The organism is Buttiauxella sp. B2 (assembly GCF_006376615.1).
In the GTDB taxonomy this organism is placed as follows: Bacteria; Pseudomonadota; Gammaproteobacteria; order Enterobacterales; family Enterobacteriaceae; genus Buttiauxella.
On sequence record NZ_VEXQ01000002.1, the window covers coordinates 313744 to 335258 of the forward strand.

Annotated in this window: 23 protein-coding genes; 20 read left to right on the forward strand and 3 right to left on the reverse strand. The window is 49.2% G+C overall.

Going from position 1 to position 21515, the window contains the following annotated elements:
- Positions 1–13 precede the first annotated feature (13 nt).
- From eutH to FH968_RS04795, 18 genes are all read left to right on the forward strand, one after another.
- The gene (gene eutH / locus FH968_RS04710) at positions 14–1258 is read left to right on the forward strand and encodes an ethanolamine utilization protein EutH (RefSeq protein WP_139877912.1); all 1245 of its coding nucleotides are present in this window, start codon (positions 14–16) and stop codon (positions 1256–1258) included.
- Entirely contained in the window at positions 1255–2661 is a 1407-nt protein-coding gene (gene eutA, locus FH968_RS04715; RefSeq protein ID WP_139877914.1) for an ethanolamine ammonia-lyase reactivating factor EutA, read from the forward strand. Before eutH ends, eutA begins: the two co-directional genes overlap by 4 nt.
- 12 nt (positions 2662–2673) lie before the next feature.
- Positions 2674–4035 carry an ethanolamine ammonia-lyase subunit EutB gene (locus tag FH968_RS04720; protein WP_139877916.1) on the forward strand — a complete coding sequence of 454 codons (1362 nt, stop codon included), beginning with the start codon at positions 2674–2676 and terminating at the stop codon, positions 4033–4035.
- Between the two features lie 19 nt (positions 4036–4054).
- Entirely contained in the window at positions 4055–4948 is an 894-nt protein-coding gene (gene eutC / locus FH968_RS04725) for an ethanolamine ammonia-lyase subunit EutC (RefSeq protein WP_139877918.1), read from the forward strand.
- 13 nt (positions 4949–4961) lie between these two features.
- On the forward strand, positions 4962–5621 hold the full coding sequence (gene eutL / locus FH968_RS04730) for an ethanolamine utilization microcompartment protein EutL (RefSeq protein WP_139877920.1): 660 nt from the start codon (positions 4962–4964) through the stop codon (positions 5619–5621).
- 9 nt (positions 5622–5630) lie between these two features.
- Positions 5631–6113 (forward strand): ethanolamine utilization microcompartment protein EutK, encoded by a 483-nt coding sequence (gene eutK / locus FH968_RS04735; protein ID WP_139877922.1) that lies wholly within the window; start codon positions 5631–5633, stop codon positions 6111–6113.
- 22 nt (positions 6114–6135) lie between these two features.
- The gene (gene eutR / locus FH968_RS04740) at positions 6136–7188 is read left to right on the forward strand and encodes an HTH-type transcriptional regulator EutR (RefSeq protein WP_139877925.1); all 1053 of its coding nucleotides are present in this window, start codon (positions 6136–6138) and stop codon (positions 7186–7188) included.
- 171 nt (positions 7189–7359) lie between these two features.
- Positions 7360–7785, forward strand: coding sequence for a nucleoside triphosphatase NudI (gene nudI, locus FH968_RS04745; protein WP_139878046.1), 426 nt, complete (start codon positions 7360–7362; stop codon positions 7783–7785).
- Positions 7786–7817: 32 nt separating this feature from the next.
- Complete coding sequence (locus tag FH968_RS04750) at positions 7818–9137, forward strand: sensor histidine kinase (RefSeq protein WP_139877927.1); 1320 nt, start codon at positions 7818–7820, stop codon at positions 9135–9137.
- Complete coding sequence (locus FH968_RS04755) at positions 9137–9751, forward strand: response regulator transcription factor (protein ID WP_139878047.1); 615 nt, start codon at positions 9137–9139, stop codon at positions 9749–9751. Before FH968_RS04750 ends, FH968_RS04755 begins: the two co-directional genes overlap by 1 nt.
- Positions 9752–9852: 101 nt before the next feature.
- Positions 9853–10353: a heme-binding protein gene (locus FH968_RS04760; RefSeq protein WP_139877929.1), complete on the forward strand. Its 501-nt coding sequence runs from the start codon at positions 9853–9855 to the stop codon at positions 10351–10353.
- Between the two features lie 331 nt (positions 10354–10684).
- Complete coding sequence (sufA, locus tag FH968_RS04765; RefSeq protein WP_139877932.1) at positions 10685–11053, forward strand: Fe-S cluster assembly scaffold SufA; 369 nt, start codon at positions 10685–10687, stop codon at positions 11051–11053.
- 8 nt (positions 11054–11061) lie between these two features.
- Positions 11062–12546 (forward strand): Fe-S cluster assembly protein SufB, encoded by a 1485-nt coding sequence (sufB, locus tag FH968_RS04770; protein ID WP_139877934.1) that lies wholly within the window; start codon positions 11062–11064, stop codon positions 12544–12546.
- A gap of 16 nt (positions 12547–12562) precedes the next feature.
- Positions 12563–13309: a Fe-S cluster assembly ATPase SufC gene (gene sufC / locus FH968_RS04775; protein WP_139877936.1), complete on the forward strand. Its 747-nt coding sequence runs from the start codon at positions 12563–12565 to the stop codon at positions 13307–13309.
- On the forward strand, positions 13284–14564 hold the full coding sequence (gene sufD / locus FH968_RS04780; RefSeq protein ID WP_139877938.1) for a Fe-S cluster assembly protein SufD: 1281 nt from the start codon (positions 13284–13286) through the stop codon (positions 14562–14564). Before sufC ends, sufD begins: the two co-directional genes overlap by 26 nt.
- Entirely contained in the window at positions 14561–15781 is a 1221-nt protein-coding gene (gene sufS / locus FH968_RS04785) for a cysteine desulfurase SufS (protein ID WP_139877941.1), read from the forward strand. The genes sufD and sufS overlap by 4 nt, the downstream gene beginning before the upstream one ends.
- 13 nt (positions 15782–15794) lie before the next feature.
- A complete protein-coding gene (gene sufE, locus FH968_RS04790) occupies positions 15795–16211 on the forward strand; it encodes a cysteine desulfuration protein SufE (protein WP_139877943.1) in 417 nt (138 codons plus the stop codon).
- A gap of 100 nt (positions 16212–16311) precedes the next feature.
- The gene (locus FH968_RS04795; protein WP_139877945.1) at positions 16312–17358 is read left to right on the forward strand and encodes a L,D-transpeptidase family protein; all 1047 of its coding nucleotides are present in this window, start codon (positions 16312–16314) and stop codon (positions 17356–17358) included.
- A gap of 72 nt (positions 17359–17430) precedes the next feature.
- Here the strand turns inward: FH968_RS04795 and FH968_RS04800 are convergent, their stop codons facing one another.
- Positions 17431–17667 carry a major outer membrane lipoprotein gene (locus FH968_RS04800; protein ID WP_034455915.1) on the reverse strand — a complete coding sequence of 79 codons (237 nt, stop codon included), beginning with the start codon at positions 17665–17667 and terminating at the stop codon, positions 17431–17433.
- A 306-nt stretch (positions 17668–17973) separates the two neighbouring features.
- Positions 17974–19386: a pyruvate kinase PykF gene (gene pykF, locus FH968_RS04805; protein ID WP_139877947.1), complete on the reverse strand. Its 1413-nt coding sequence runs from the start codon at positions 19384–19386 to the stop codon at positions 17974–17976.
- 482 nt (positions 19387–19868) lie between these two features.
- Here pykF and FH968_RS23640 point away from each other — a divergent pair, with 482 nt between their 5' ends.
- Both FH968_RS23640 and FH968_RS04810 read left to right on the forward strand, forming a co-directional pair.
- Entirely contained in the window at positions 19869–20021 is a 153-nt protein-coding gene (locus tag FH968_RS23640) for a hypothetical protein (protein WP_189388992.1), read from the forward strand.
- Positions 20022–20245: 224 nt separating this feature from the next.
- Complete coding sequence (locus FH968_RS04810; protein WP_139877949.1) at positions 20246–20560, forward strand: hypothetical protein; 315 nt, start codon at positions 20246–20248, stop codon at positions 20558–20560.
- Between the two features lie 64 nt (positions 20561–20624).
- Here the strand turns inward: FH968_RS04810 and FH968_RS04815 are convergent, their stop codons facing one another.
- The gene (locus tag FH968_RS04815; protein WP_139877951.1) at positions 20625–21506 is read right to left on the reverse strand and encodes a transporter substrate-binding domain-containing protein; all 882 of its coding nucleotides are present in this window, start codon (positions 21504–21506) and stop codon (positions 20625–20627) included.
- Positions 21507–21515: the final 9 nt, after the last annotated feature.

Consider the following 21515-nt stretch of genomic DNA (forward strand, 5'->3'; position numbering starts at 1 on the left):
AAGGAGAAGGGAAATGGGTATTAACGACATTATCATGTACATCATGATGATTTTTATGCTGATTGCCGCCGTTGACCGCGTTTTTACTCAGTTTGGCGGGTCAGAAAAAATCCTCGGTTTTATCGGTCTTGGCAAACTTGGGAAAAGTATTTCCGGTTCAGGTGGTCAGTTTGAAGAAGGTTTTATGGCAATGGGTGCACTGGGATTAGCGATGGTCGGGATGACGGCGCTGGCGCCAGTTCTGGCTTACGTGCTCGGTCCCGTGATAATCCCGGCCTATGAAATGCTTGGCGCGAACCCGTCGATGTTTGCTGGGACGTTGCTGGCCTGTGATATGGGTGGTTTCTTCCTCGCTAAAGAACTGGCTGGGGGTGATGTTGCCGCCTGGCTTTACTCCGGGCTTATCCTCGGCTCTATGATGGGGCCGACCATCGTGTTTTCGATTCCGGTGGCGCTGGGGATTATCGAACCTTCTGACCGCCGATATCTGGCATTGGGCGTGCTGGCGGGGATTGTCACGATCCCTATTGGTTGTATTGCTGGTGGGCTGGTGGCGATGTATTCCGGCGTGGAAGTTAACGGGCAGCCGATTGAATTCACCATGAGCTTGATTCTGCTCAACATGATCCCGGTGTTGATCGTCGCTGTTCTGGTGGCGTTGGGGCTGAAATTCATCCCGGAAAAAATGATCAACGGTTTTCAGATCTTCGCCAAAATCCTCGTTGCAATTATTACCGTTGGCCTTGCCGCTGCAGTGGTGAAGTTCCTCGTGGGCTGGACGATTATTCCGGGACTTGATCCTATCTTTATGAGTGAAGGGGATAAACCCGGCGAAGTGATGCGCGCCATTGAAGTAATTGGTTCGATCTCTTGTGTGCTGCTTGGCGCATACCCAATGGTTCTACTGCTAACCCGTTGGTTTGATAAGCCGTTAATGCGTGTCGGCAATTTACTGAAAATCAACAATATTGCTGCGGGCGGCATGGTAGCAACACTGGCCAACAATATCCCGATGTACGGCATGATGAAGAATATGGATGCACGTGGCAAAGTCATCAACTGTGCTTTTGCCGTGTCGGCGGCTTTTGCACTCGGCGACCATCTGGGCTTCGCTGCGGCCAACATGTCACCGATGATCTTCCCGATGATTGTCGGCAAATTAGTCGGCGGTGTTACGGCGATTGGGGTTGCCATGCTGCTGGTGCCGAAAGAAGAAAGCACCCAGGTTATGGCTGAGTCTGCGGAGGCGCAATCGTGAAAATTCGCGAACTGCATAGCGTTGGCATTGATGTCGGTACCACCACCACACAGGTGATTTTCTCCTGTCTGGCACTGGTTAACCGGGCTGCTATTTCGCAGGTGCCGCGCTATGAGTTCGTGAAACGTGAAATTACCTGGCAAAGCCCGGTGTTTTTTACCCCGGTTGACGTCAACGGGCATCTGCGTGAGGAGGAGTTGTTAAACCTTATTCTTGCGCAGTATCAGGCTGCTGGTATCGCGCCCGAGTCCATTGATTCAGGGGCAATTATTATTACCGGCGAAACCGCCAAAACGCGCAATGCAAGACCCGCTGTGATGGCACTTTCCCAACAGCTTGGTGATTTTGTTATTGCCACCGCGGGGCCACATCTTGAGTCGGTAATTGCCGGTTACGGCTCGGGTGCGCAGGCATTATCGCAGCGCCAGTTAAACCGGGTAATGAATATTGATATCGGTGGTGGCACAGCAAATTACGTGCTGTTTGAAGGTGGCAAGGTAGTGGCTTCTGCCTGCCTGAATGTGGGTGGCAGATTGTTTGAAACCGATACTCACGGCAACGTCAGGTTTATCCATCGGCCTGGGCTGCGGATTGCTGACGAGCTATTTGGTGACGTCGGTGAAGGCAAACATACGCTGACACCCGAGCAGCTTGAAACAGTTGCAGACCGTATGGCACAACTGCTTTTTGAGGTGATCACGGGAGAAATCTCGCCACTCGCCCAGCGTCTGTTAATGACCGATGCGCTGCCGCCTGGTAAGCCTGCTGATGTGATTACACTGTCTGGTGGCGTGGGGGAATGTTATCGCCAGCCACCAGAAACCCCGTTTGGCTTCGGTGATATTGGCCCACTTCTGGCGCAGGCGATTCATCGCCATGCCGGATTTGCCACGCTACCGCTGCGTGTACCCGAACAAACCGTACGCGCCACAGTGATTGGTGCGGGTGCACACACTCTCTCGCTTTCAGGTAGCACTATCTGGCTCGATGGGCTGTCTTTGCCGTTACGCAATATTCCGGTTGTTCATGCCATTGAAAACGACGACCTGTCACACGGCTGGCAGCAGGGGATTGCGCTCATGGATCTTAACGCGACGCAGGATTGTTATGCGCTAGCGATACCACCGGCGTATTCGACCAGCTACGCGACCGTACAGCAGGTTATTAATGCACTGAAAATTTTTATCCAGCACTTTCCCAGTACGCAGCCGCTGATTGTCGTGGCAGAGCAGGATTTGGGTAAAGCGCTGGGGATGCTGCTTTATCCGCTAATGGGGCAGCGAAAAGTTGCGGTGATCGACGAAGTGGTCACCCGTACTGGCGATTATATCGACATCGGTTTGCCGTTGTTTGACGGGCAAGTTGTCCCGGTAACCATCAAATCACTCGCCTTTCCTTCCTGAGGGATCGACACAATGAAACTAAAAACCACACTGTTTGGGCAAGTTTATCAGTTCAAGGATGTTAAAGAAGTGCTGGCGAAAGCCAACGAATTACGTTCCGGTGATGTGCTGGCTGGGGTCGCTGCAAGCAGTTCCCAGGAGCGTGTAGCGGCAAAACAAGTGTTGTCTGAAATGACGGTTGCGGATATCCGTATGAATCCCGTTATCGCTTATGAAGATGACTGTGTGACACGCATTATTCAGGATGACATCAACGAAACGTCTTACGCGAGAATTAAAAACTGGAGCATTAGTGAGCTGCGTGAGTACATTCTCAGCGATGAAACTAGCGTTGATGATATTGCTTTTCTGCGTAAGGGGATTAGCTCCGAAGTCGTGGCGGCAGTCGCTAAAATTTGTTCCAACGCGGATTTAGTCTACGGCGGCAAGAAAATGCCGGTAATCAAAAAGGCCAATACCACCATTGGCTTGCCGGGCACCTTCAGCGCCCGCTTGCAGCCGAACGACACGCGTGATGATGTGCGGAGTATCGAAGCGCAAATTTACGAAGGGTTGTGTTTTGGTGTGGGTGACGCGGTCATTGGCGTGAACCCGGTAACGGATGATGTGGGCAACTTAACCCGCGTGCTCGATACCATCTACAGTGTTATCGACAAGTATTCTATCCCGACGCAAGGCTGCGTACTGGCTCACGTTACAACGCAAATTGAGGCCATTAAACGCGGAGCTCCGGGTGGACTTATCTTCCAGAGTATTTGTGGGAGCGAGAAAGGGCTTAAAGAATTCGGCGTTGAGCTTGCGATGCTGGATGAAGCTCGTGCAGTGGGTGCGGAATTTAATCGTATCGCTGGAGAAAACTGTCTGTACTTCGAAACCGGGCAGGGTTCGGCATTATCTGCCGGGGCAAACTTTGGCGCAGACCAGGTCACGATGGAAGCGCGAAACTATGGCCTGGCTCGCCATTACGACCCGTTCATCGTGAATACCGTGGTGGGGTTCATTGGGCCTGAATATCTCTACAACGACCGCCAGATTATTCGCGCCGGTCTTGAAGACCACTTCATGGGCAAACTCAGTGGTATCTCGATGGGCTGCGATTGCTGCTACACCAACCACGCCGATGCGGACCAAAACCTCAATGAAAACCTGATGATCTTGCTGGCGACTGCCGGATGTAACTACATCATGGGAATGCCGCTTGGCGACGACATTATGCTGAATTATCAGACCACCGCATTCCACGATACTGCTACCGTGCGCCAGTTGTTGAATCTGCGTCCGTCGCCGGAATTTGAAGCCTGGCTGGAAACAATGGGGCTGATGGCCAATGGTCGTTTAACGTCACGGGCGGGCGATCCGTCGTTGTTCTTCTGAAATCATCAGGGAAATCATCATGGACCAAAAACAGATTGAAGAAATTGTGCGCAGCGTTCTGGCCAATATGGAAAAACCAGAAATCGCGCTACAACCCATAGCTGCCGTAGCCCCAACAACGCCAGTCTTAACTCAAACTACAGAAGAAAGCTGTAGCGTCGATTTAGGCTCTAACGAGGCCAAAATGTGGATTGGTGTGCAAAATCCGCATCGCGCCGATGTGCTTGAAGAATTGCGCCACAGTACGGTTGCTCGCGTTTGCACAGGGCGGGCAGGTCCTCGCCCTCGCACGCAGGCGCTGCTGCGTTTTTTGGCTGACCATTCACGCTCGAAAGATACAGTGCTCAAAGAAGTACCTGCCGAATGGGTACAACAGCAAGGGTTACTGGAGCTGCAATCAGAAATCAGCGACAAAAATCTCTATCTTACCCGCCCTGATTTGGGCCGCCGCCTGAGTGCTAACGCTATCGAACTGTTGCGCACCAGTTGCAAACAGAACCCGGACGTTCAGGTGGTCATTTCTGACGGCCTTTCAACTGACGCGATTACTGCCAACTACGGTGAGATTTTACCGCCGCTGTTGCAAGGGCTGGAACAATCAGGATTGCATGTCGGCACACCGTTCTTTGTGCGCTATGGGCGTGTGAAGATTGAAGACCAAATCGGTGAACTGCTGGGGGCGAAGGTTGTGATTTTGCTGGTGGGTGAGCGGCCAGGGCTTGGGCAGTCGGAAAGTTTGTCTTGCTACGCGGTGTACTCACCAAAAACTGCTACCACGGTAGAAGCTGACCGTACCTGTATCTCAAATATTCACCGGGGTGGTACGCCGCCAGTAGAAGCGGCTGCTGTGATTGTCGAACTTGCAAAACGGATGCTGGCGCAAAAAGCGTCGGGCATCAACCTGACTCGTTAAAGGGAGCGTTATCATGCCTGCTTTAGATTTGATTAAACCGAATGTGAAAGCGATGCGGGTTATCGCAAACGTTAGCGAAGAGTTTGCCCGTGAATTGAAACTGCCTTCCCATATTCGTAGCCTGGGTTTGATTACTGCCGATTCTGATGATGTCACTTATATCGCCGCTGACGAAGCCACTAAACAGGCACAAGTTGAAGTAGTCTTTGGGCGTTCGTTGTATGCAGGGGCGGCACATGGCCCGTCACCCACGGCTGGAGAAGTGCTGATTATGTTGGGTGGACCCAACCCGGCTGAAGTGCGAGCAGGCCTGGATTCAATGCTGGCGACTATCGAACAAGGTCCCGCTTTTCAGTGGGCTAATGATGCGCAAGACACGGCGTTTCTGGCACATTTAATCTCGCGCACAGGTTCGTATCTTTCTACAACAGCCGGTATTTTGCTTGGTGACCCAATAGCTTATCTGGTTGCGCCGCCGCTGGAAGCGACATTTGGCATTGATGCTGCGTTGAAATCTGCTGATGTGCGTATCGTGACTTACGTGCCGCCACCATCAGAAACTAACTACTCGGCCGCCTTCCTGACGGGCAGCCAGGCCGCTTGTAAAGCTGCGTGTAATGCTTTTAGTGACGCCGTGCTTGAGATAGCGCGTAATCCAATCCAGCGCGCGTAGGGGTAAACGATGAACTCTCTCGGGTTGCTCGAAGTGTACGGTCTTGTTGCGGGAATTGACGCAGCAGATGCCATGTTAAAGGCCGCAAATGTGCGTTTATTGAACCACGAGGTGCTCAATCCTGGAATGGTGACGCTGGTTGTTGAAGGGGATCTCGCCGCGTGTCGTGCAGCGCTCGATGCAGGTGCTAGCGCTGCCGCGCGCACCGGACGAGTGATAAGCCGTAAGGAACTTGGTCGCCCTGATGACGATGTTGAGCGATTGGTGTGCAGTTTTGGTCGCAAGCCCTCAGCCAAACCGACAACAATAGAAACTCAGGCAACACAAGCGTTACTTGAAGTGCTGCAAACTCAAGGCCACGGCATGACAGTCGGTGAGGTCGCGGCACATTTTAACTGGCCGCTCGAAGAAGCCAGAACGCAACTTGAGGCTTTATTCCTTGACGGGAAACTACGCAAGCGTAGCAGTCGTTATCGTTTGAAACCTGAGTGAGTAGTGACGCAAGGAGCCGCATATGAGTAAGAAAATTAATGCTGACTTACATCATCTGCGTAAAGCGGAGTATGCGCGGGACGAAAAAATCACGCCTCTGATTGAAGAAGATGTCGTTCAACAGCGCGTGACAAAAGATGTCTATGAACATGCCTGCACCATCACGGCGTGGCAGCAACTCTACGATCAACTCCAGCCTGGGCATTTTCAGGGGGAACTGACCGAGATGCTGTTTGATGACATTCAAATGTTCCGCGAATACACAAGCCTTGCACTGCGCCAGTCTTGCATGGTGTGGCCGAATGCTTTTTGGTTTGGCATTCCGGCCACATATGGTGATAAAGGGTTTATCGGTACTCAGCTGTTGGGGAAAGAAGAAATTGCAGCCCGGCCAGGTGGGACGGAATTTGAACTTAGCACGCCAGATGAATACACCATTCTTGGTGTGGTAATCGCCAACGATGTGTTATTTCGCAATGCAGGGCTGTTCCATCAACCGGAAATTTTGTTTGAGCTTTTGCAAAATAACTCTGCGTTGGATGTTTGCCAGCAGAAAAAAGAGACAATCTGGCGTTTTATCAATGAAGCGCTGGCGCATGGCAGCCATGATCCTGAATGTATGCGTAACGAAAATGTGCGTAGGGTACTTACGCATAATTTGCTGTCCGGGATGAGTGACCTACTGGAAAGTGCCCAGCCGGTAGTGTCTGAATTGATGTCCCGTAAAATCAGCTATCAGCGCCTGGTGTCACAGGCACGTGATTGCGTGTTAAGCCGCACATCTGAACCGTTAACGGTTCTTGAATTATGCAATGAGCTACACGTTAGCCGCCGTACTTTGCAAAATGGTTTTCACGCGGTGCTGGGTATTGGCCCAAATGCATGGCTTAAAACACTCCGCTTAAATGCTGTTCGCCGGGAATTGATAAGCCCCTGGTCTACCTGGAAAACGGTGAAAGATGCCGCGATGCATTGGGGTTTCTGGCATCTCGGACAGTTCGCTACTGACTATCAACGCTTGTTCCTGGAAAAACCATCCGAGACGTTACATTTGCGTAACCGTGAATGGCAGTGAAGGGGGGTAACCCTCTTTTGTCGCATCCGTTGTATTACAGTCCCAGCAGAACGCTAATCATGGAAAGTGCCTCGCAATTATTACTTAATCAGCCTCATAAAAGTTAAGTCGAGGGGACTCACAGATACATTTCTGCTAACGTCTGGAAAATTAATGACAACCGGAGGTCATATGCGTCAACGCGTTATCGTCTGCCCAATAATCGAAAATAATGGTGAAGTCTTACTGTGCAAGATGGCGAACGATCGGGGTGTGTTTCCGGGGCAATGGGCGTTGTCCGGCGGTGGCATGGAGCCTGGTGAACAAATGGAAGCCGCGTTGTTGCGTGAAATTGGGGAAGAGCTGGGCACGGAATTGCAAATAACCAGGATCAAACCCTGGACTTTTGCGGACGATGTGCGAGTGAAGACCTATGCAGATGGCACCAAAGAAGAAATTTATATGATTTACCTGATGTTTGACTGCGTGAGCAGCAACCGTCAGGTCACATTTAATGAAGAGTTTCAGGAAGTCGCCTGGGTTAAACATTCGGATCTTAGTAATTACGATTTGAATGAAGCGACCAGAATCACCTTTAATAAGAAAGGATGGATTTGATCCCCACTTAACTCTCCTGCTTAAGGAACGCGATGCTTAAAGTCCTCATCTGGCTGATTCTCACTGTGCTGTCTGGCGGCGGCGTGGTGGTTTACGCACTCCATCAGCAGTATGAAGAGCAAAGCACCGAGTTCCGTATTCTGTACCGAGACATCACGGTTAAGCTGTCGCAAAACGATGTCATTCTCGCGTTGCTCTCTAACAGCAGCGACCTGACTGTTGTACAGCAAAAATTCCCCTATATTCTGCGTTGGCAAAGCAAGCCTCATGAACCTCCGCGTCCAGAGATCAATCCCGCCCGTTCAGGTGCTTACTGGATAAATTCGCCGCAAGGTTCCTTGCTAATTGATTTGCCAGGGTTGCTGGCAGGCCTCGTCCATTCGCAGAAGTTTCACCACCTTAGTTTGAGCTGGCAAGGAATGCCGCTTCTGATACAAGGCGCTGAAGGGAAGGGGGATTGGTGGCGTTGGGAGAAAGAGGTGGCAAGCCCTTCCCAACCGCTCAACCTGGTAGTGACCAATAACCCTGACTGGCGAAGCCTGCCCTGGTTAGTTCTGGTGCTGGTGGGTATTTTCTGGGCACTGGTAATCTACTTTTATCGTCAGTATCAAATGACCAAACGCCAGCGCAATATTGCCGATTTGCGCGCTCACTTTTCAGAACTTGCACATCTGAATGCGATGGGGGAAATTGCTGCTGGCATGGTGCATGAACTCAATCAACCACTCACCGCGATTCTCAGCTATTCGCAAACAGCACAGCGGCTTATTGCTCAGCAGCAAGCAGAAAAGGCGCAACCGCTGCTCGATGCTTCAGTCGTGCAAACAAAACGAATCGGTGCGTTGCTGCTGGCATTTCGGGAAAAATTAAACAGTGATAAACAACCTTTGCAACCGGTGGAATTGCGCCAGGTTTGGGCGAGGGTTGTGATGTTGCTAAGTAATGAGATTGAGCGCGGTAAAATCGCAGTGATAAACCAAATTCCCGAATCCTTGCCACCGTTGATGGCGTCCCCATTGGGTATTGAGCAGATATTCCATAACCTGCTCAATAACGCGATTCAGGCGCAGAAGGAAATGCCGCAAGGGAAAGCTTGGGTGGCCGTTAATGCCCGCAAAACCGCAGACAGTATCGTTTTGACCGTTACGGATGGCGGCCCTGGGTTGACTGAACAAGCCCTTGAGCAAGTGTTTATGCCTTTCTTCACTACTCGTAAAGATGGGCTTGGGCTAGGAATGGCGCTGACCGAAACATTAGTTCAGCGGCTTAATGGCAGTATTCAGGTAGAAAATAGTGCTACCGGCGGTGCATGTTTTACTGTGACTTTTCCACTTTCCCAACAGGAGCCATGATGGCGCAACGTATCTACCTAATTGATGACGATGAAGCTATCCGCTTTTCATTAAGTGCCTTGCTGGCGACGATGGGTTGGGAAACGCAAACCTACGAAAGCGTGCAACGTTTTCAAGAGTCTGAACCTGATTTGCAAAGTCTTAACGGTTGTTTGTTGTTGGATATTCGGATGCCAGGAAAGTCAGGTATCACGCTGCTGGAAAACTGGCAAAGTATGGGAAGTACGTTGCCGGTTATTATGATGACGGGTCACGGCAGTATCGATCTTTGCCGTCGTGCGTTTAAAAACGGGGCATTCGAATTTCTGACCAAACCCATAGACGCCGATCTGTTGATTGAAACGGTGAGCGCCGCGCTGGAACAGCAAAAACAGAGCCAACAACAACGGGAAAATCAGACTGATTTGCTGGTGAAACTAGCGACACTTTCTGCCCGCGAACAGGAAGTGATGGCGCTGATTATGCAGGGTAAATCGAACAAAGAGATGGCGCGAGATCTGTCGTTATCGCCACGGACGGTGGAAGCGCATCGGGCCAGTTTGTTTGCGCGGCTGGAAATTAACTCGCTGGCCAAGCTGATTAAAATCTATGGTGGACTTAAAGGCACTACGTAAAAATACCTGGTTTGCCAGGTATTCACCCGAATGGTTTCATCTCACGGGGTTGGTTACCTTAGCTCTGGTAAATTAACTACGCCAAGTTGAGGGAATAAACCATGAAAAAATCACTTCTATTAGCCGCAGCTTTGTTCAGCAGTGCTGCTGCAATGCCTGCATTTGCCAGCAATGTTCTGACTGAAAAGAATCTCTCACTCGAATATGCCGAGCAGTTAGCCCAAAAAGCCATTCAGGCCTGTAGCGCAAAAAACTACAACGTCGCGGTGACGGTTGTGGACCGTGCTGGTGTGGTGAAAGTTGTCAAACGTATGGATAACGCTGGCCCGCACACGGTAGAAGCCAGCCGGATGAAAGCCTACACTGCGCTTACGACTAAATCAGTAACCGGCGATGTCATGAAAAGTGCACAAGACAATGCAGGTGCGCAAAACATGCGTGATATCCCAGGCTTCCTGCTGCTGGGCGGAGGAGTGCCAGTGAAAGTGGATAACCAGACAATCGGTGCCATTGGTATTGGCGGCGCACCAGGTGGACATCTGGATCAGCAATGTGCGATAGATGCACTGGAAAGTACTAAGTCTTTGCTTAACGCTTCTTAATTCAAGCCGTTCTATTTTCACAAAAGCGCAGGTTTCCCCGGCTTGCGTTCTTATTTTTACCTCCTGCCAATTGCATAAATAGATATTCTCTATACATCTTTTACTTTCTATCACTCACACCTTTCTGTTTTAGTTAAATCCTCTTTATTTCAGCGGGTTAAATAGCTCTTTTAGCCATCTGCAAGAGTTTCAGCAGGGTCTATCCTTAATAAAGACGCCCAAAAATGCAGCATTTCGTGAATACCCCTGTTATCAGGATGTTGTATTGATAATGGTTATCATTAACATGGGGTATTGGCCTTTGGGCGGCAATACATAAAAGAGGTGAACTATGGATGTGCAAACCGGTAGCTTCGATCCCAATGAATTTGCCTGGAAGGGACTGACGCTAACTCCTGACGCGAGCGCTCATATTCGCAAACTGGCAAGCCAGCAGCCGGGTTTTTTAGGCGTGCGTTTGGGTATTAAGCAGACAGGCTGCGCGGGGTTTGGTTACGTGCTGGATACTGTAAAAGAGCCTAAACCGAACGATCTTCTTTTTGAATTGGACGGTGCAAAGCTGTGGGTTCCTCTTTCAGCGATGCCGTTTATCGACGGAACGGAAGTCGATTATGTGCGCGAAGGATTAAACGAAATTTTTAAATTTAACAACCCGAAAGCACAGCACGAATGCGGTTGTGGTGAAAGCTTTGGGGTGTAGGCGGGATTATGTCACGTAACACTGAAACGTCTGAAGAAGTGCAAACCTGGGCGGGCAGCCATCACTATAAAGAAGGCTTTTTTACCCAGTTGAAAACCGATGAACTGGCGCGCGGCATCAACGAAGATGTGGTGCGGGCAATTTCTGCGCGGCGTAATGAGCCTGAGTGGATGCTGGAATTTCGTCTGAGTGCCTATCGTGCCTGGATAGAAATGGAAGAACCGCACTGGTTGAAGGCAAATTACGAGAAACTTAACTATCAGGATTACAGCTATTACTCCGCACCATCCTGCGGTAATTGCGACGATAACTGCGAATCTCAGCCCGGCGCTGTCCAGCAGCCGGGGAGCAATGCGTATCTAACGGGCGAAGTCGAAGAAGCATTTAAACAGCTTGGCGTACCGGTGCGTGAAGGGTCGGAAGTGGCGGTAGATGCGATTTTTGACTCCGTTTCGGTGGCAACCACTTACCGTGAAAAGCTGTCTGAACAGGGGATTATTTTCTGCTCTTTTGGCGAGGCGATTCACGAGTTTCCTGAGTTGGTGCAAAAATATCTCGGTACTGTGGTTCCGAGCAACGACAACTTTTTTGCCGCACTTAATGCCGCGGTTGCCTCCGACGGCACGTTTATTTACGTGCCAAAAGGCGTGCGCTGCCCGATGGAGCTTTCAACCTATTTCCGTATCAACGCTGAGAAAACAGGCCAATTCGAACGCACTATTTTGGTGGCGGATGAAGGCAGTTACGTCAGTTACATCGAAGGGTGTTCGGCTCCGGTGCGCGACAGCTATCAGCTTCACGCCGCCGTAGTGGAAGTCATCATTCATAAAGATGCGGAAGTGAAATACTCCACAGTGCAAAACTGGTTCCCAGGCGACGGTAATACCGGCGGCATTTTGAACTTCGTGACCAAGCGTGCGTTGTGCGAAGGAGCGAATAGCAAAATGTCCTGGACGCAGTCCGAAACCGGTTCAGCTATTACCTGGAAATACCCGAGCGTTATCCTGCGCGGTGACAACTCTATTGGCGAGTTCTTCTCGGTGGCACTGACTGCAGGCCATCAGCAGGCTGATACTGGCACCAAGATGATCCACATCGGCAAAAACACTAAATCGACGATTATCTCGAAAGGTATCTCTGCCGGACATAGCCAGAACAGCTATCGCGGGTTGGTGAAAATCATGCCGACCGCGACCAATGCCCGTAACTTCACTCAATGCGATTCAATGTTAATTGGCCCTGATAGCGGTGCGCATACCTTCCCGTACGTGGAATGCCGCAACAATACCGCCCAGCTTGAGCACGAAGCCACAACTTCGCGTATCGGTGAAGACCAGCTGTTCTATTGTCTGCAACGTGGGATTGCCCAGGACGATGCTATCTCAATGATAGTCAACGGATTTTGTAAAGATGTGTTCTCGGAATTGCCGCTCGAATTCGCGGTGGAAGCACAAAAACTATTAGCGATTAGCCTCGAACACAGCGTCGGATAAGAATTAAGGGAAAATTATGCTGAGCATTAAAGATCTACAGGTAAGCGTTGAGGATAAAGAAATTCTGCGTGGCTTGAGTCTGGAAATAAAGCCGGGTGAAGTTCACGCCATTATGGGGCCGAACGGCTCAGGGAAAAGTACGCTTTCCGCGACACTTGCCGGACGTGATGATTACGAGGTTACCGGTGGCCAGGTACATTTTAAAGGCAAAGACCTGCTTGAGTTGTCCCCGGAAGACCGTGCGGGTGAAGGCATTTTTATGGCGTTCCAGTATCCGGTAGAAATTCCGGGTGTCAGTAACCAGTTCTTCCTGCAAACCGCGCTGAATGCGGTACGCGAATATCGAGGTCTTGAACAACTTGACCGTTTTGACTTCCAGGATTTGATGGAAGAAAAAATCAAACTGCTGAAGATGCCAGAAGATTTGCTGACGCGTTCGGTGAACGTGGGTTTCTCTGGCGGCGAGAAAAAGCGTAACGACATTCTGCAAATGGCGGTACTTGAGCCTGAACTTTGCATTCTTGATGAGTCAGATTCTGGACTGGACATTGATGCACTGAAAATCGTCGCAGAAGGGGTGAATTCTTTACGTGATGGCAAACGCTCATTTGTGATTGTCACGCACTACCAGCGCATTCTTGACTACATCAAGCCTGATTTCGTGCATGTGCTTTATCAGGGGCGAATCGTGAAATCGGGCGATTTCAGTTTGGTGAAACAACTGGAGGAGCAGGGCTATGGCTGGCTTACCGAACAGCAGTAACGGCAACGCTCTGCAGCAGTGGCATCATCTGTTTGAAACGCGCGGCTCAGAGCGCTGCAAAGAAGCGCAGGAACATATGCAGCAAATGCTGCGCCTTGGCTTACCTACACGCAAACATGAGAACTGGAAATACACGCCGCTTGACGGGTTGTTGAATAACCAGTTTGTACTGCCTGCTCCGGAGCCATTAAGTGCGATGCAGCGAGACGCGCTGGCGTTATCGGTGGATGCGTTGCGTTTGGTGTTCGTCGATGGACGATATAACAGTGAATTAAGTGACTCTCTGGCTGGCAGTGGTTTTGACGTAAACGTGGATGAAAACCGTGAGTCTTTGCCTGCGGCGGTGCAGGGTGAAGTGTTCCTGCATCTTACGGAAAGCCTTGCCGAAACGGTAACGCATATTCGCGTTGCCCGAAATCACAGCCCTGCCAAAGCACTGTTGCTGATGCATATCAGCCGTGGCAGTCCTCTGGGTGAAATGAATACTGCGCATTATCGTCACCATTTGTCCCTGGGTGAAGGCGCAAAGGCGACGGTTATTGAACATTACGTCAGCTTTGATGAACTCGCGCATTTTACCGGCGCGCGTTTTACTGCCGATGTGGCGGCAAACGCCCAGTTACATCACGACAAACTGGCGTTTGAAAACGCGCAAAGTTACCACTTTGCTCATAATGATTTAGTGATAGGCCAGGATGCCACGGTTGAGAGTAACAGTTTCCTGCTTGGAGCCGCGGTATTACGCCACAACACCAGCTCGCAGCTTAACGGTGAGAATACCCAACTGCGCATGAACAGCCTGGCGTTGCCTATCAATAACGAAGTTTGCGATACCCGTACCTGGCTTGAGCACAGCAAGGGTTACTGTAATAGCCGTCAGTTGCATAAAACCATTGTGCGTGACAAAGGCCGTGCGGTGTTTAACGGCATGATTAAAGTGGCGCAGCACGCGATTAAAACCGATGGGCAGATGACCAACAACAACCTGTTGCTCGGACGTCTGGCTGAAGTCGATACCAAGCCACAACTGGAAATTTACGCCGACGATGTGAAATGCAGCCACGGCGCTACTATTGGCCGTATCGATGATGAACAGATGTTCTATCTGCGCTCGCGTGGGATTAAAGAGCAGGCAGCACTCCAGATGATTATTTTTGCCTTTGCCGCAGAGCTTACGGAAAGCATTCGTGATGAGGCATTAAAACAGCAGGTGTTGGCGAGGATTGGCCAGCGCTTTGCAGGAGGCGAAGCATGAGTTTTTCCATAGAGCGGGTACGTGCTGATTTTCCGATTTTAAGTCGAGAAGTTAACGGGCAGCCGCTGGTCTATTTAGATAGTGCCGCCAGCGCGCAAAAACCGCAGGCGGTTATTGATGCTGAACTCGATTTTTACAGTCACGGTTACGCGGCTGTGCATCGTGGTATCCACACGCTGAGCGCGGAAGCGACGCAGCTTATGGAAAACGTGCGTAACCAGGTTTCACGTTTCATTAATGCGCGCACGCCCGAAGAAATTGTCTTTGTTCGCGGCACCACCGAAGGGATAAACCTGGTGATGAATAGCTGGGGGCACGCCAATGTCCAGGCCGGAGATAACATTATTATTTCCGCGATGGAGCATCATGCGAATATCGTACCGTGGCAAATTCTTTGCGAACACACTGGAGCGACACTGCGCGTAATCCCGCTTAATCAGGATGGCACGCTGCAACTGGATGTGTTCCCGACGCTGATTGATGAGCGCACAAAACTGCTGGCGATTACCCAGGTTTCTAACGTTCTCGGTACTGAAAATCCGGTGCGGGAAATGATTGCTACTGCGCATCAGACTGGCGTTAAAGTTCTGGTGGATGGTGCTCAGGCCATCATGCACAACGCCATTGACGTGCAAGCCTTGGATTGTGATTTCTATCTTTTCTCCGGGCATAAAATTTATGGGCCAACGGGAATCGGCGTGCTATTTGCTCGCGAAGAAATCTTGCAAGCCATGCCACCGTGGGAAGGTGGTGGATCGATGATTGCGAGCGTGAGTCTGACAGAAGGCACGACATTTGCCGCAGCTCCATGGCGTTTTGAAGCAGGTACACCGAATACTGCCGGTATTATCGGGCTGGGAGCGGCGCTACGCTACGTGGAGAGCCTGAACCTTGCCGAGGTGAGCGAGTATGAGCACTCGTTAATGCGCTATGCGCAGCAGGCGTTAAAGGCCGTACCTGACCTGACGATTTACGGCCCTGAGCAGCGACTCGGTGTTATCGCATTTAATCTGGGTAAACATCACGCCTATGATGTGGGCAGCTTCCTCGATAACTATGGGATTGCTGTACGCACCGGGCACCATTGTGCAATGCCGCTGATGGCGTTCTACAAGGTTCCGGCAATGTGCCGTGCTTCGTTTGCAATGTACAACACTGAGGAAGAGGTGGACCGCCTGGTGGCAGGATTACAGCGTATCCATCGTCTGCTGGGCTAACAGGGAGAAAGCCATGGCTACTTTGCCAGATAAAGAAAAGTTGCTTAAGAATTTCAGCCGGTGCAGCAACTGGGAAGAAAAGTATCTCTATATTATTGAGTTGGGCGGGCGATTGCCTGAGCTGGCGCAAGATGAATACAAGGCCGAAAACACTATTCAGGGTTGCCAGAGCCAGGTGTGGATTGTGATGCACCAGCAGCCCGATGGTGTGATTACGCTCAAGGGAGACAGCGATGCTGCGATTGTCAAAGGACTGATTGCTATCGTATTTATTCTCTACCAGCAGATGACTGCGCAGGATATTGTCGCGTTTGATGTGCGCCCATGGTTTGAAAAACTTGAGCTTGCTCAGCATCTTACACCTTCTCGCTCACAAGGCCTTGAAGCAATGATCCGCGCTATCCGCACCAAAGCCGCTAATCTTAGCTAAACTCAAAGAACAGCTTTCATCCTGTTAACGCGAGGTAATTTCATTGCCTCGCATGGTTTTCAGCATTCCGGCGTTCAGCCGGTGAATACAGGAATTCAGTATGAAACGCGCGTTCTCTCAAATAACACTAATGTTGTTCAGCGCCCTGGCTGCGAGCCAGTCGGCGTGGGCTGTCGATTATTTACTCCCGTCACCGGGTAGCCGGATAATTGGCGAGAATCAGACCTATATTGTTCCTAATGACGGTAAAAACCTTGAAGCAGTCGCTGCAAAATATAATACCGGCGTGCTATTGCTGCTTGAGGCGAACAATACTACCGACCCTTTCCTGCCTAAAGCAGGCAGCGAGATAACCATTCCATCGCAAATGATTCTGCCGGATACCCCTCGTGTGGGAATAGTTATCAACCTCGCGGAGTTACGGCTGTATTACTATCCGCCTGACCAGAATCGTGTGGAAGTTTATCCGTTGGGAATTGGTCAGCTTGGACGTGAAACACCAGTGATGGTGACGCGTATCAGCCAGAAAATACCTAATCCTACCTGGACACCTACCGCTAATATTCGAGCTCGTTCAGCCTCGCAAGGCATAACTCTGCCTGCTGTGGTGCCAGCAGGGCCAAATAACCCTCTGGGGCGCTATGCACTGCGTCTGGAGCAGGGCGGTGGAGAGTTTCTTATTCATGGCACCAATGCACGCAATAGCATTGGCTTGCGCGTGAGTTCGGGTTGTATGCGTATGCGTGCACCGGATATTAAGGCGTTGTTCAGCCAGGTTGCTTGGGGTACACGGGTGCAAATAATCAATGAGCCAGTGAAATACAGCGTTGAGCCGGATGGGAGGCGTTATGTGGAAGTGCATCAGCCACTATCGCGTAACGACTGGGAGAACCCGCAGACCGTGCCGATTGCGATTTCCGCGTCGTTTGGTTCATTTATCGACAACCCGCTAAGTGACAAAGCGCAGATTGATAGTGCTATCGTGCGTCGTGCAGGTTATCCGGTGCTGGTGAACGCGCAGCAAGGTGTTCCATCCCAACCGGTGAATATTACGCCTATACAGAGTGTCAAAGTGACGTCAGGCAGCGCGCCAGCAATAAGCAGTGGAAGTTTAGTCAGTGGTTCAAGCAGTGTGGTGATGAATTAGAGGAGTTCTGAAAGCAGGGGGTTCAGGCAAAAAAAATGGCGCACAATGTGCGCCATTTTAATACAAGTACTCTTACTTACGGTAAGAGTGAGCTTGGTTGTCCAGACGCTGGTTAGCGCGTGCTGCGTCGTCTTTAGCAGCTTGAACGTCAGAACGCATTGCGTTCACGTCGTTGCTCAGCTGATCAACTTTAGCGTTCAGAGTCTGAACGTCAGAAGACAGTTGATCGATTTTAGCGTTAGAAGAACAACCTGCCAGCATAGTAGAAGCCAGGATTACCGCGCCCAGTACCAGTTTAGTACGATTCATTATTAATACCCTCTAGATTGAGTTAATCTCCATGTAGCGTTACAAGTATTACACAAACTTTTTTATCTTGAGAATAAATTTTTGATGGGAATGCACTTAATTTTGATCGTTCGCTCAAAGAAACACCGAACCGGAGCTAAAACCTAAAAAAAATAGAAAAAACAGGGGATTTTAATCGGATTCATCTTACTAAAATGCGACTTAAATAGAGCAAGCCGATTTGCTTTTTAATTCAGACTGTCTACTTCATCCAATAAAAAAGCGCCCGAAGGCGCTTTTTAAGCAAAATATTCGTTCACAGGAGATTTACAGTACGTGAACAGATGCAGTATTGGTGGTACCACTTGGTACCAGAGCACCAGAAACCATCACTACGATGTCGCCTTTACGAGCCAGACCGCTTTCAAGCGCCACTTCTTTGCCCAGACGGTAGAAATCATCAGTAGAGGCGATTTCTTTAACCAACTGCGCAACGACGCCTTTGCTCAGTACTAACTGACGAGCAGTGACTTCGTTAGTGGTCAGAGCCAGGATTGTCGCGTTAGGGAAGTATTTGCGCACAGCTTTAGCAGATTTACCGCCCTGGGTCGCCACAACAACCAGTGGAGCTTCCAGTTTCTCTGCCGTTTCAACAGCACCGCGGCAAACTGCTTCGGTGATACGTAGTTTACGGCTGTCGTGGTTGTTGTCCAGACGGCTGGTCATCACGCGGTCGGTACGTTCGCAGATAGTGGCCATGATGGTCACTGCTTCCAGCGGGTATTTACCTTTAGCGGATTCGCCAGACAGCATAACGGCATCGGTACCGTCGAGGATGGCGTTAGCAACGTCACCAGCTTCAGCACGAGTAGGGCGTGGGTTTTTGATCATTGAGTCGAGCATCTGAGTTGCAGTGATAACAACTTTACGTGCACGAACACATTTCTCGATCATCATCTTCTGAGCGAAGATAACTTCTTCAACCGGGATTTCAACACCCAAATCACCACGAGCAACCATGATGCCGTCAGAAGCTTCGAGGATTTCGTCGAAGTTATTCAGGCCTTCCTGGTTTTCGATTTTGGAGATGATCTGGATGTTTTCGCCGCCATGAGCTTTCAAGTGCTCACGGATTTCAACGACGTCAGAACGTTTACGGATGAAGGACGCAGCGACAAAGTCAACTCCTTGCTCGCAACCGAAGATCAGGTCTTGTTTGTCTTTTTCAGCTAGTGCTGGCAGTGCGATGGAAACGCCCGGCAGGTTAACGCCTTTGTTTTCGCCCAAGTCGCCGTTGTTCAGTACTTTACAAACAACGTTTTTGCCTTCGATTGCAGTCACTTCCATACCGATCAGACCATCGTCTACCAGTACAGTGTTGCCCACATTCAGATCGCTGGTGAAACCTTCGTAAGTTACAGCAACGATATCGCTGTTACCCACAACAGTCTTGTCAGTGGTGAAAGTGAAGGACTGACCCGCTTTCAGAGAGACGTCGTTGCCGCCTTCCAGTTTGATGGTGCGGATTTCAGGACCTTTGGTGTCCAGCAGGATTGCTGCTTTCTTACCAGTTTTCGCCATTACGTTGCGCAGGTTCTTGATACGCTGACCGTGTTCTTCGTAGTCACCGTGGGAGAAGTTCAGACGCATTACGTTCATGCCAGCATCAAGCATTTTGCTCAGCATTTCTTCAGATTCGGTTTTTGGACCGATGGTGCAAACAATTTTAGTCTTTTTCATGACAGTCTTATCTGTAAGTTGAGAAGGATTGTGAAAATTCGGTTCCGGTCGATACGGGCGCCGGAGCGCAAACTAAACTGGTATTGTTCAAGTGCCACCCGCTAAGGATAGGTGACAGAAATAAAGCGTGCAGAGGAAAGTGTGCTTGCGGTTCAGCCAGCCGGTGATATTGATTGCTTTCTAGTGTATTACGACAGTTCAATGCGCTGAAACCATTCAAGTCAAGATCGCGCACATTATAGAGGCAACTTGTCGCGAAAGGAATTGAAAACGCTGTTTCAAATACGGAATGCGCAGAAATACACCGAAGTGTTATCGGTGCGTTAAAGAGATATTAATGGGATGAGTGAGTTAAAAAATTATAAACCAATGTTTCAGGAACAATTAGTAGCGATGAATATTGTGTTACCGCGTTTCCAGTCATAAGTATCACATATGAATGATTTCTTAAAATATATTTGCGAATTATGATGTTTTTTTGAATGGATGGAGAAGCGGTTAGCGGCTTACTGAATGTGAAAATCACGGTGGAAGTGATGATATGTGTGTCGTATGAATGGGATTTTGATATTGAAAGCCCATTCACAGGTACCGACCTTTCAACACCGGTCAGTTGCATTATCGCTCATAAATAAGTCACCTGCCGGGATATTACAGTTGCTATACCTTCCGCAACTCGAATTGTTTTGAGTATACAGGTGAACAATATAACACCAATTCACCTGAAATATTTTCAAGTTTAGCTTTATTAATGTTTATCGACTTGATTAGATTATTTCTTAATTACATTATTATTGTGAAAGGGATGGGTGGTAAATGAATTACTCCCAAGTATTCTTATTAATCACGGATTTGGATTATGCTATCACTGGAAATGGAAGAAGATGTTGTCCTGCGGATAAAAGGCATGGAAAAAATGCTTGAAGGGATTGTCCGTGAACTCAACGCTAACAAAGGTGTTGTCGATGAGTTTATTCGGGATGATATTGCAAGGTTCCGGCACTGTTCAAAAGATGTAATTACGCAGCATGTTCAGGTATCTCGCGACGTACGCAAAAGACTGGAAAATGTCACCATCTATTCGCAAAAACGCGTACGTAAAACGGCGCAGAATAACTTGCTATACGGTGTGTTATGCGGGATGTCATTCTGCATGATTCTGCAATTGATGTAATACGTATCAATGCATTGCGGGAGAAAGTCATCTTTCTCCCTTTTTTATATCCAAAACTCTGCATTCATTGAATAAGGTATTTATGCATTTCAGAGGTAAGGGGCAAGTGCAGGTTAATATTTCTATCTGGCAGGTTGCTATTAAACCACTTGTCATAAAACTGTTTGAAGTCAGCACGTTTAAAGCGAACTGCCAGGTTGTAGTCGACCATCCTTTTTAATTCTGTATCGCCATGGCGCATCATGATCCCTAAATCCAGAGGGGCGCCCAATACCTCTCTCGAAACCGCATACTGCATTGGGTTGGCACTGCTTTCAATGAATTCCTTCAACGACACTTCATTCATTACCGTCGCATAGCTTTTACGATTACTCATCGCGTCAAACGACTCTTTTATCGAAGGTTGAGAAAGAATCAATAGATTTAGTTTTTGTAGCCGGTTAAGACGATTGAGATTAATTAAGTCTGTAGAGCCTTTGGTTACGCTGATAGTTCTGCCGGCTAAATCTGTGCTGGAGCGAATTTTGTTTCCCGCTTGCATCCCAAAACGTGTATTAACGGACAAATAGTGGTGAGAAAAAAGCACCATACTTTCACGTTTCACTGTATCGGTATTAAAAGAGCAGTCCATATCAATAATATTGTGATTGAGCATTGTGGTGCGCATAGTGAGCGGGGCAGGAACATAATTGACGACCAGATTATTAAGGTGTAGTTCTCTTTTCAGCGATTCAGTCACGTCTTTGCATAAGTCAATGACATAACCTACCACATGCCCATCACTAGTTTTATAAGAGTAAGGATCGATATCACGATAGCCAATATTAATCACTTTATATGCGGCAATTTTTTCCAGAGTGGACATGTTCAACTCTGCATTGGCTACGGTTGCGTAACTAAGTAATAAAATACTCAATAAGTAATTCAGACCATTTTTGTTTTTCATTAGTATTTT

What these genes read in the sequence shown, in the direction of transcription:
- eutH (WP_139877912.1), top strand. Translation starts at nt 14, where the DNA reads ATGGGTATTAACGACATTATCATGTACATCATGATGATTTTTATGCTG.
- FH968_RS04720 (WP_139877916.1), top strand. Translation starts at nt 2,674, where the DNA reads ATGAAACTAAAAACCACACTGTTTGGGCAAGTTTATCAGTTCAAGGAT.
- eutC (WP_139877918.1), top strand. Translation starts at nt 4,055, where the DNA reads ATGGACCAAAAACAGATTGAAGAAATTGTGCGCAGCGTTCTGGCCAAT.
- eutL (WP_139877920.1), top strand. Translation starts at nt 4,962, where the DNA reads ATGCCTGCTTTAGATTTGATTAAACCGAATGTGAAAGCGATGCGGGTT.
- eutK (WP_139877922.1), top strand. Translation starts at nt 5,631, where the DNA reads ATGAACTCTCTCGGGTTGCTCGAAGTGTACGGTCTTGTTGCGGGAATT.
- eutR (WP_139877925.1), top strand. Translation starts at nt 6,136, where the DNA reads ATGAGTAAGAAAATTAATGCTGACTTACATCATCTGCGTAAAGCGGAG.
- nudI (WP_139878046.1), top strand. Translation starts at nt 7,360, where the DNA reads ATGCGTCAACGCGTTATCGTCTGCCCAATAATCGAAAATAATGGTGAA.
- FH968_RS04750 (WP_139877927.1), top strand. Translation starts at nt 7,818, where the DNA reads ATGCTTAAAGTCCTCATCTGGCTGATTCTCACTGTGCTGTCTGGCGGC.
- FH968_RS04755 (WP_139878047.1), top strand. Translation starts at nt 9,137, where the DNA reads ATGGCGCAACGTATCTACCTAATTGATGACGATGAAGCTATCCGCTTT.
- FH968_RS04760 (WP_139877929.1), top strand. Translation starts at nt 9,853, where the DNA reads ATGAAAAAATCACTTCTATTAGCCGCAGCTTTGTTCAGCAGTGCTGCT.
- sufA (WP_139877932.1), top strand. Translation starts at nt 10,685, where the DNA reads ATGGATGTGCAAACCGGTAGCTTCGATCCCAATGAATTTGCCTGGAAG.
- sufB (WP_139877934.1), top strand. Translation starts at nt 11,062, where the DNA reads ATGTCACGTAACACTGAAACGTCTGAAGAAGTGCAAACCTGGGCGGGC.
- sufC (WP_139877936.1), top strand. Translation starts at nt 12,563, where the DNA reads ATGCTGAGCATTAAAGATCTACAGGTAAGCGTTGAGGATAAAGAAATT.
- sufD (WP_139877938.1), top strand. Translation starts at nt 13,284, where the DNA reads ATGGCTGGCTTACCGAACAGCAGTAACGGCAACGCTCTGCAGCAGTGG.
- sufS (WP_139877941.1), top strand. Translation starts at nt 14,561, where the DNA reads ATGAGTTTTTCCATAGAGCGGGTACGTGCTGATTTTCCGATTTTAAGT.
- sufE (WP_139877943.1), top strand. Translation starts at nt 15,795, where the DNA reads ATGGCTACTTTGCCAGATAAAGAAAAGTTGCTTAAGAATTTCAGCCGG.
- FH968_RS04795 (WP_139877945.1), top strand. Translation starts at nt 16,312, where the DNA reads ATGAAACGCGCGTTCTCTCAAATAACACTAATGTTGTTCAGCGCCCTG.
- FH968_RS04800 (WP_034455915.1), bottom strand. Translation starts at nt 17,667, where the DNA reads ATGAATCGTACTAAACTGGTACTGGGCGCGGTAATCCTGGCTTCTACT.
- pykF (WP_139877947.1), bottom strand. Translation starts at nt 19,386, where the DNA reads ATGAAAAAGACTAAAATTGTTTGCACCATCGGTCCAAAAACCGAATCT.
- FH968_RS23640 (WP_189388992.1), top strand. Translation starts at nt 19,869, where the DNA reads ATGGATGGAGAAGCGGTTAGCGGCTTACTGAATGTGAAAATCACGGTG.
- FH968_RS04810 (WP_139877949.1), top strand. Translation starts at nt 20,246, where the DNA reads ATGCTATCACTGGAAATGGAAGAAGATGTTGTCCTGCGGATAAAAGGC.
- FH968_RS04815 (WP_139877951.1), bottom strand. Translation starts at nt 21,506, where the DNA reads ATGAAAAACAAAAATGGTCTGAATTACTTATTGAGTATTTTATTACTT.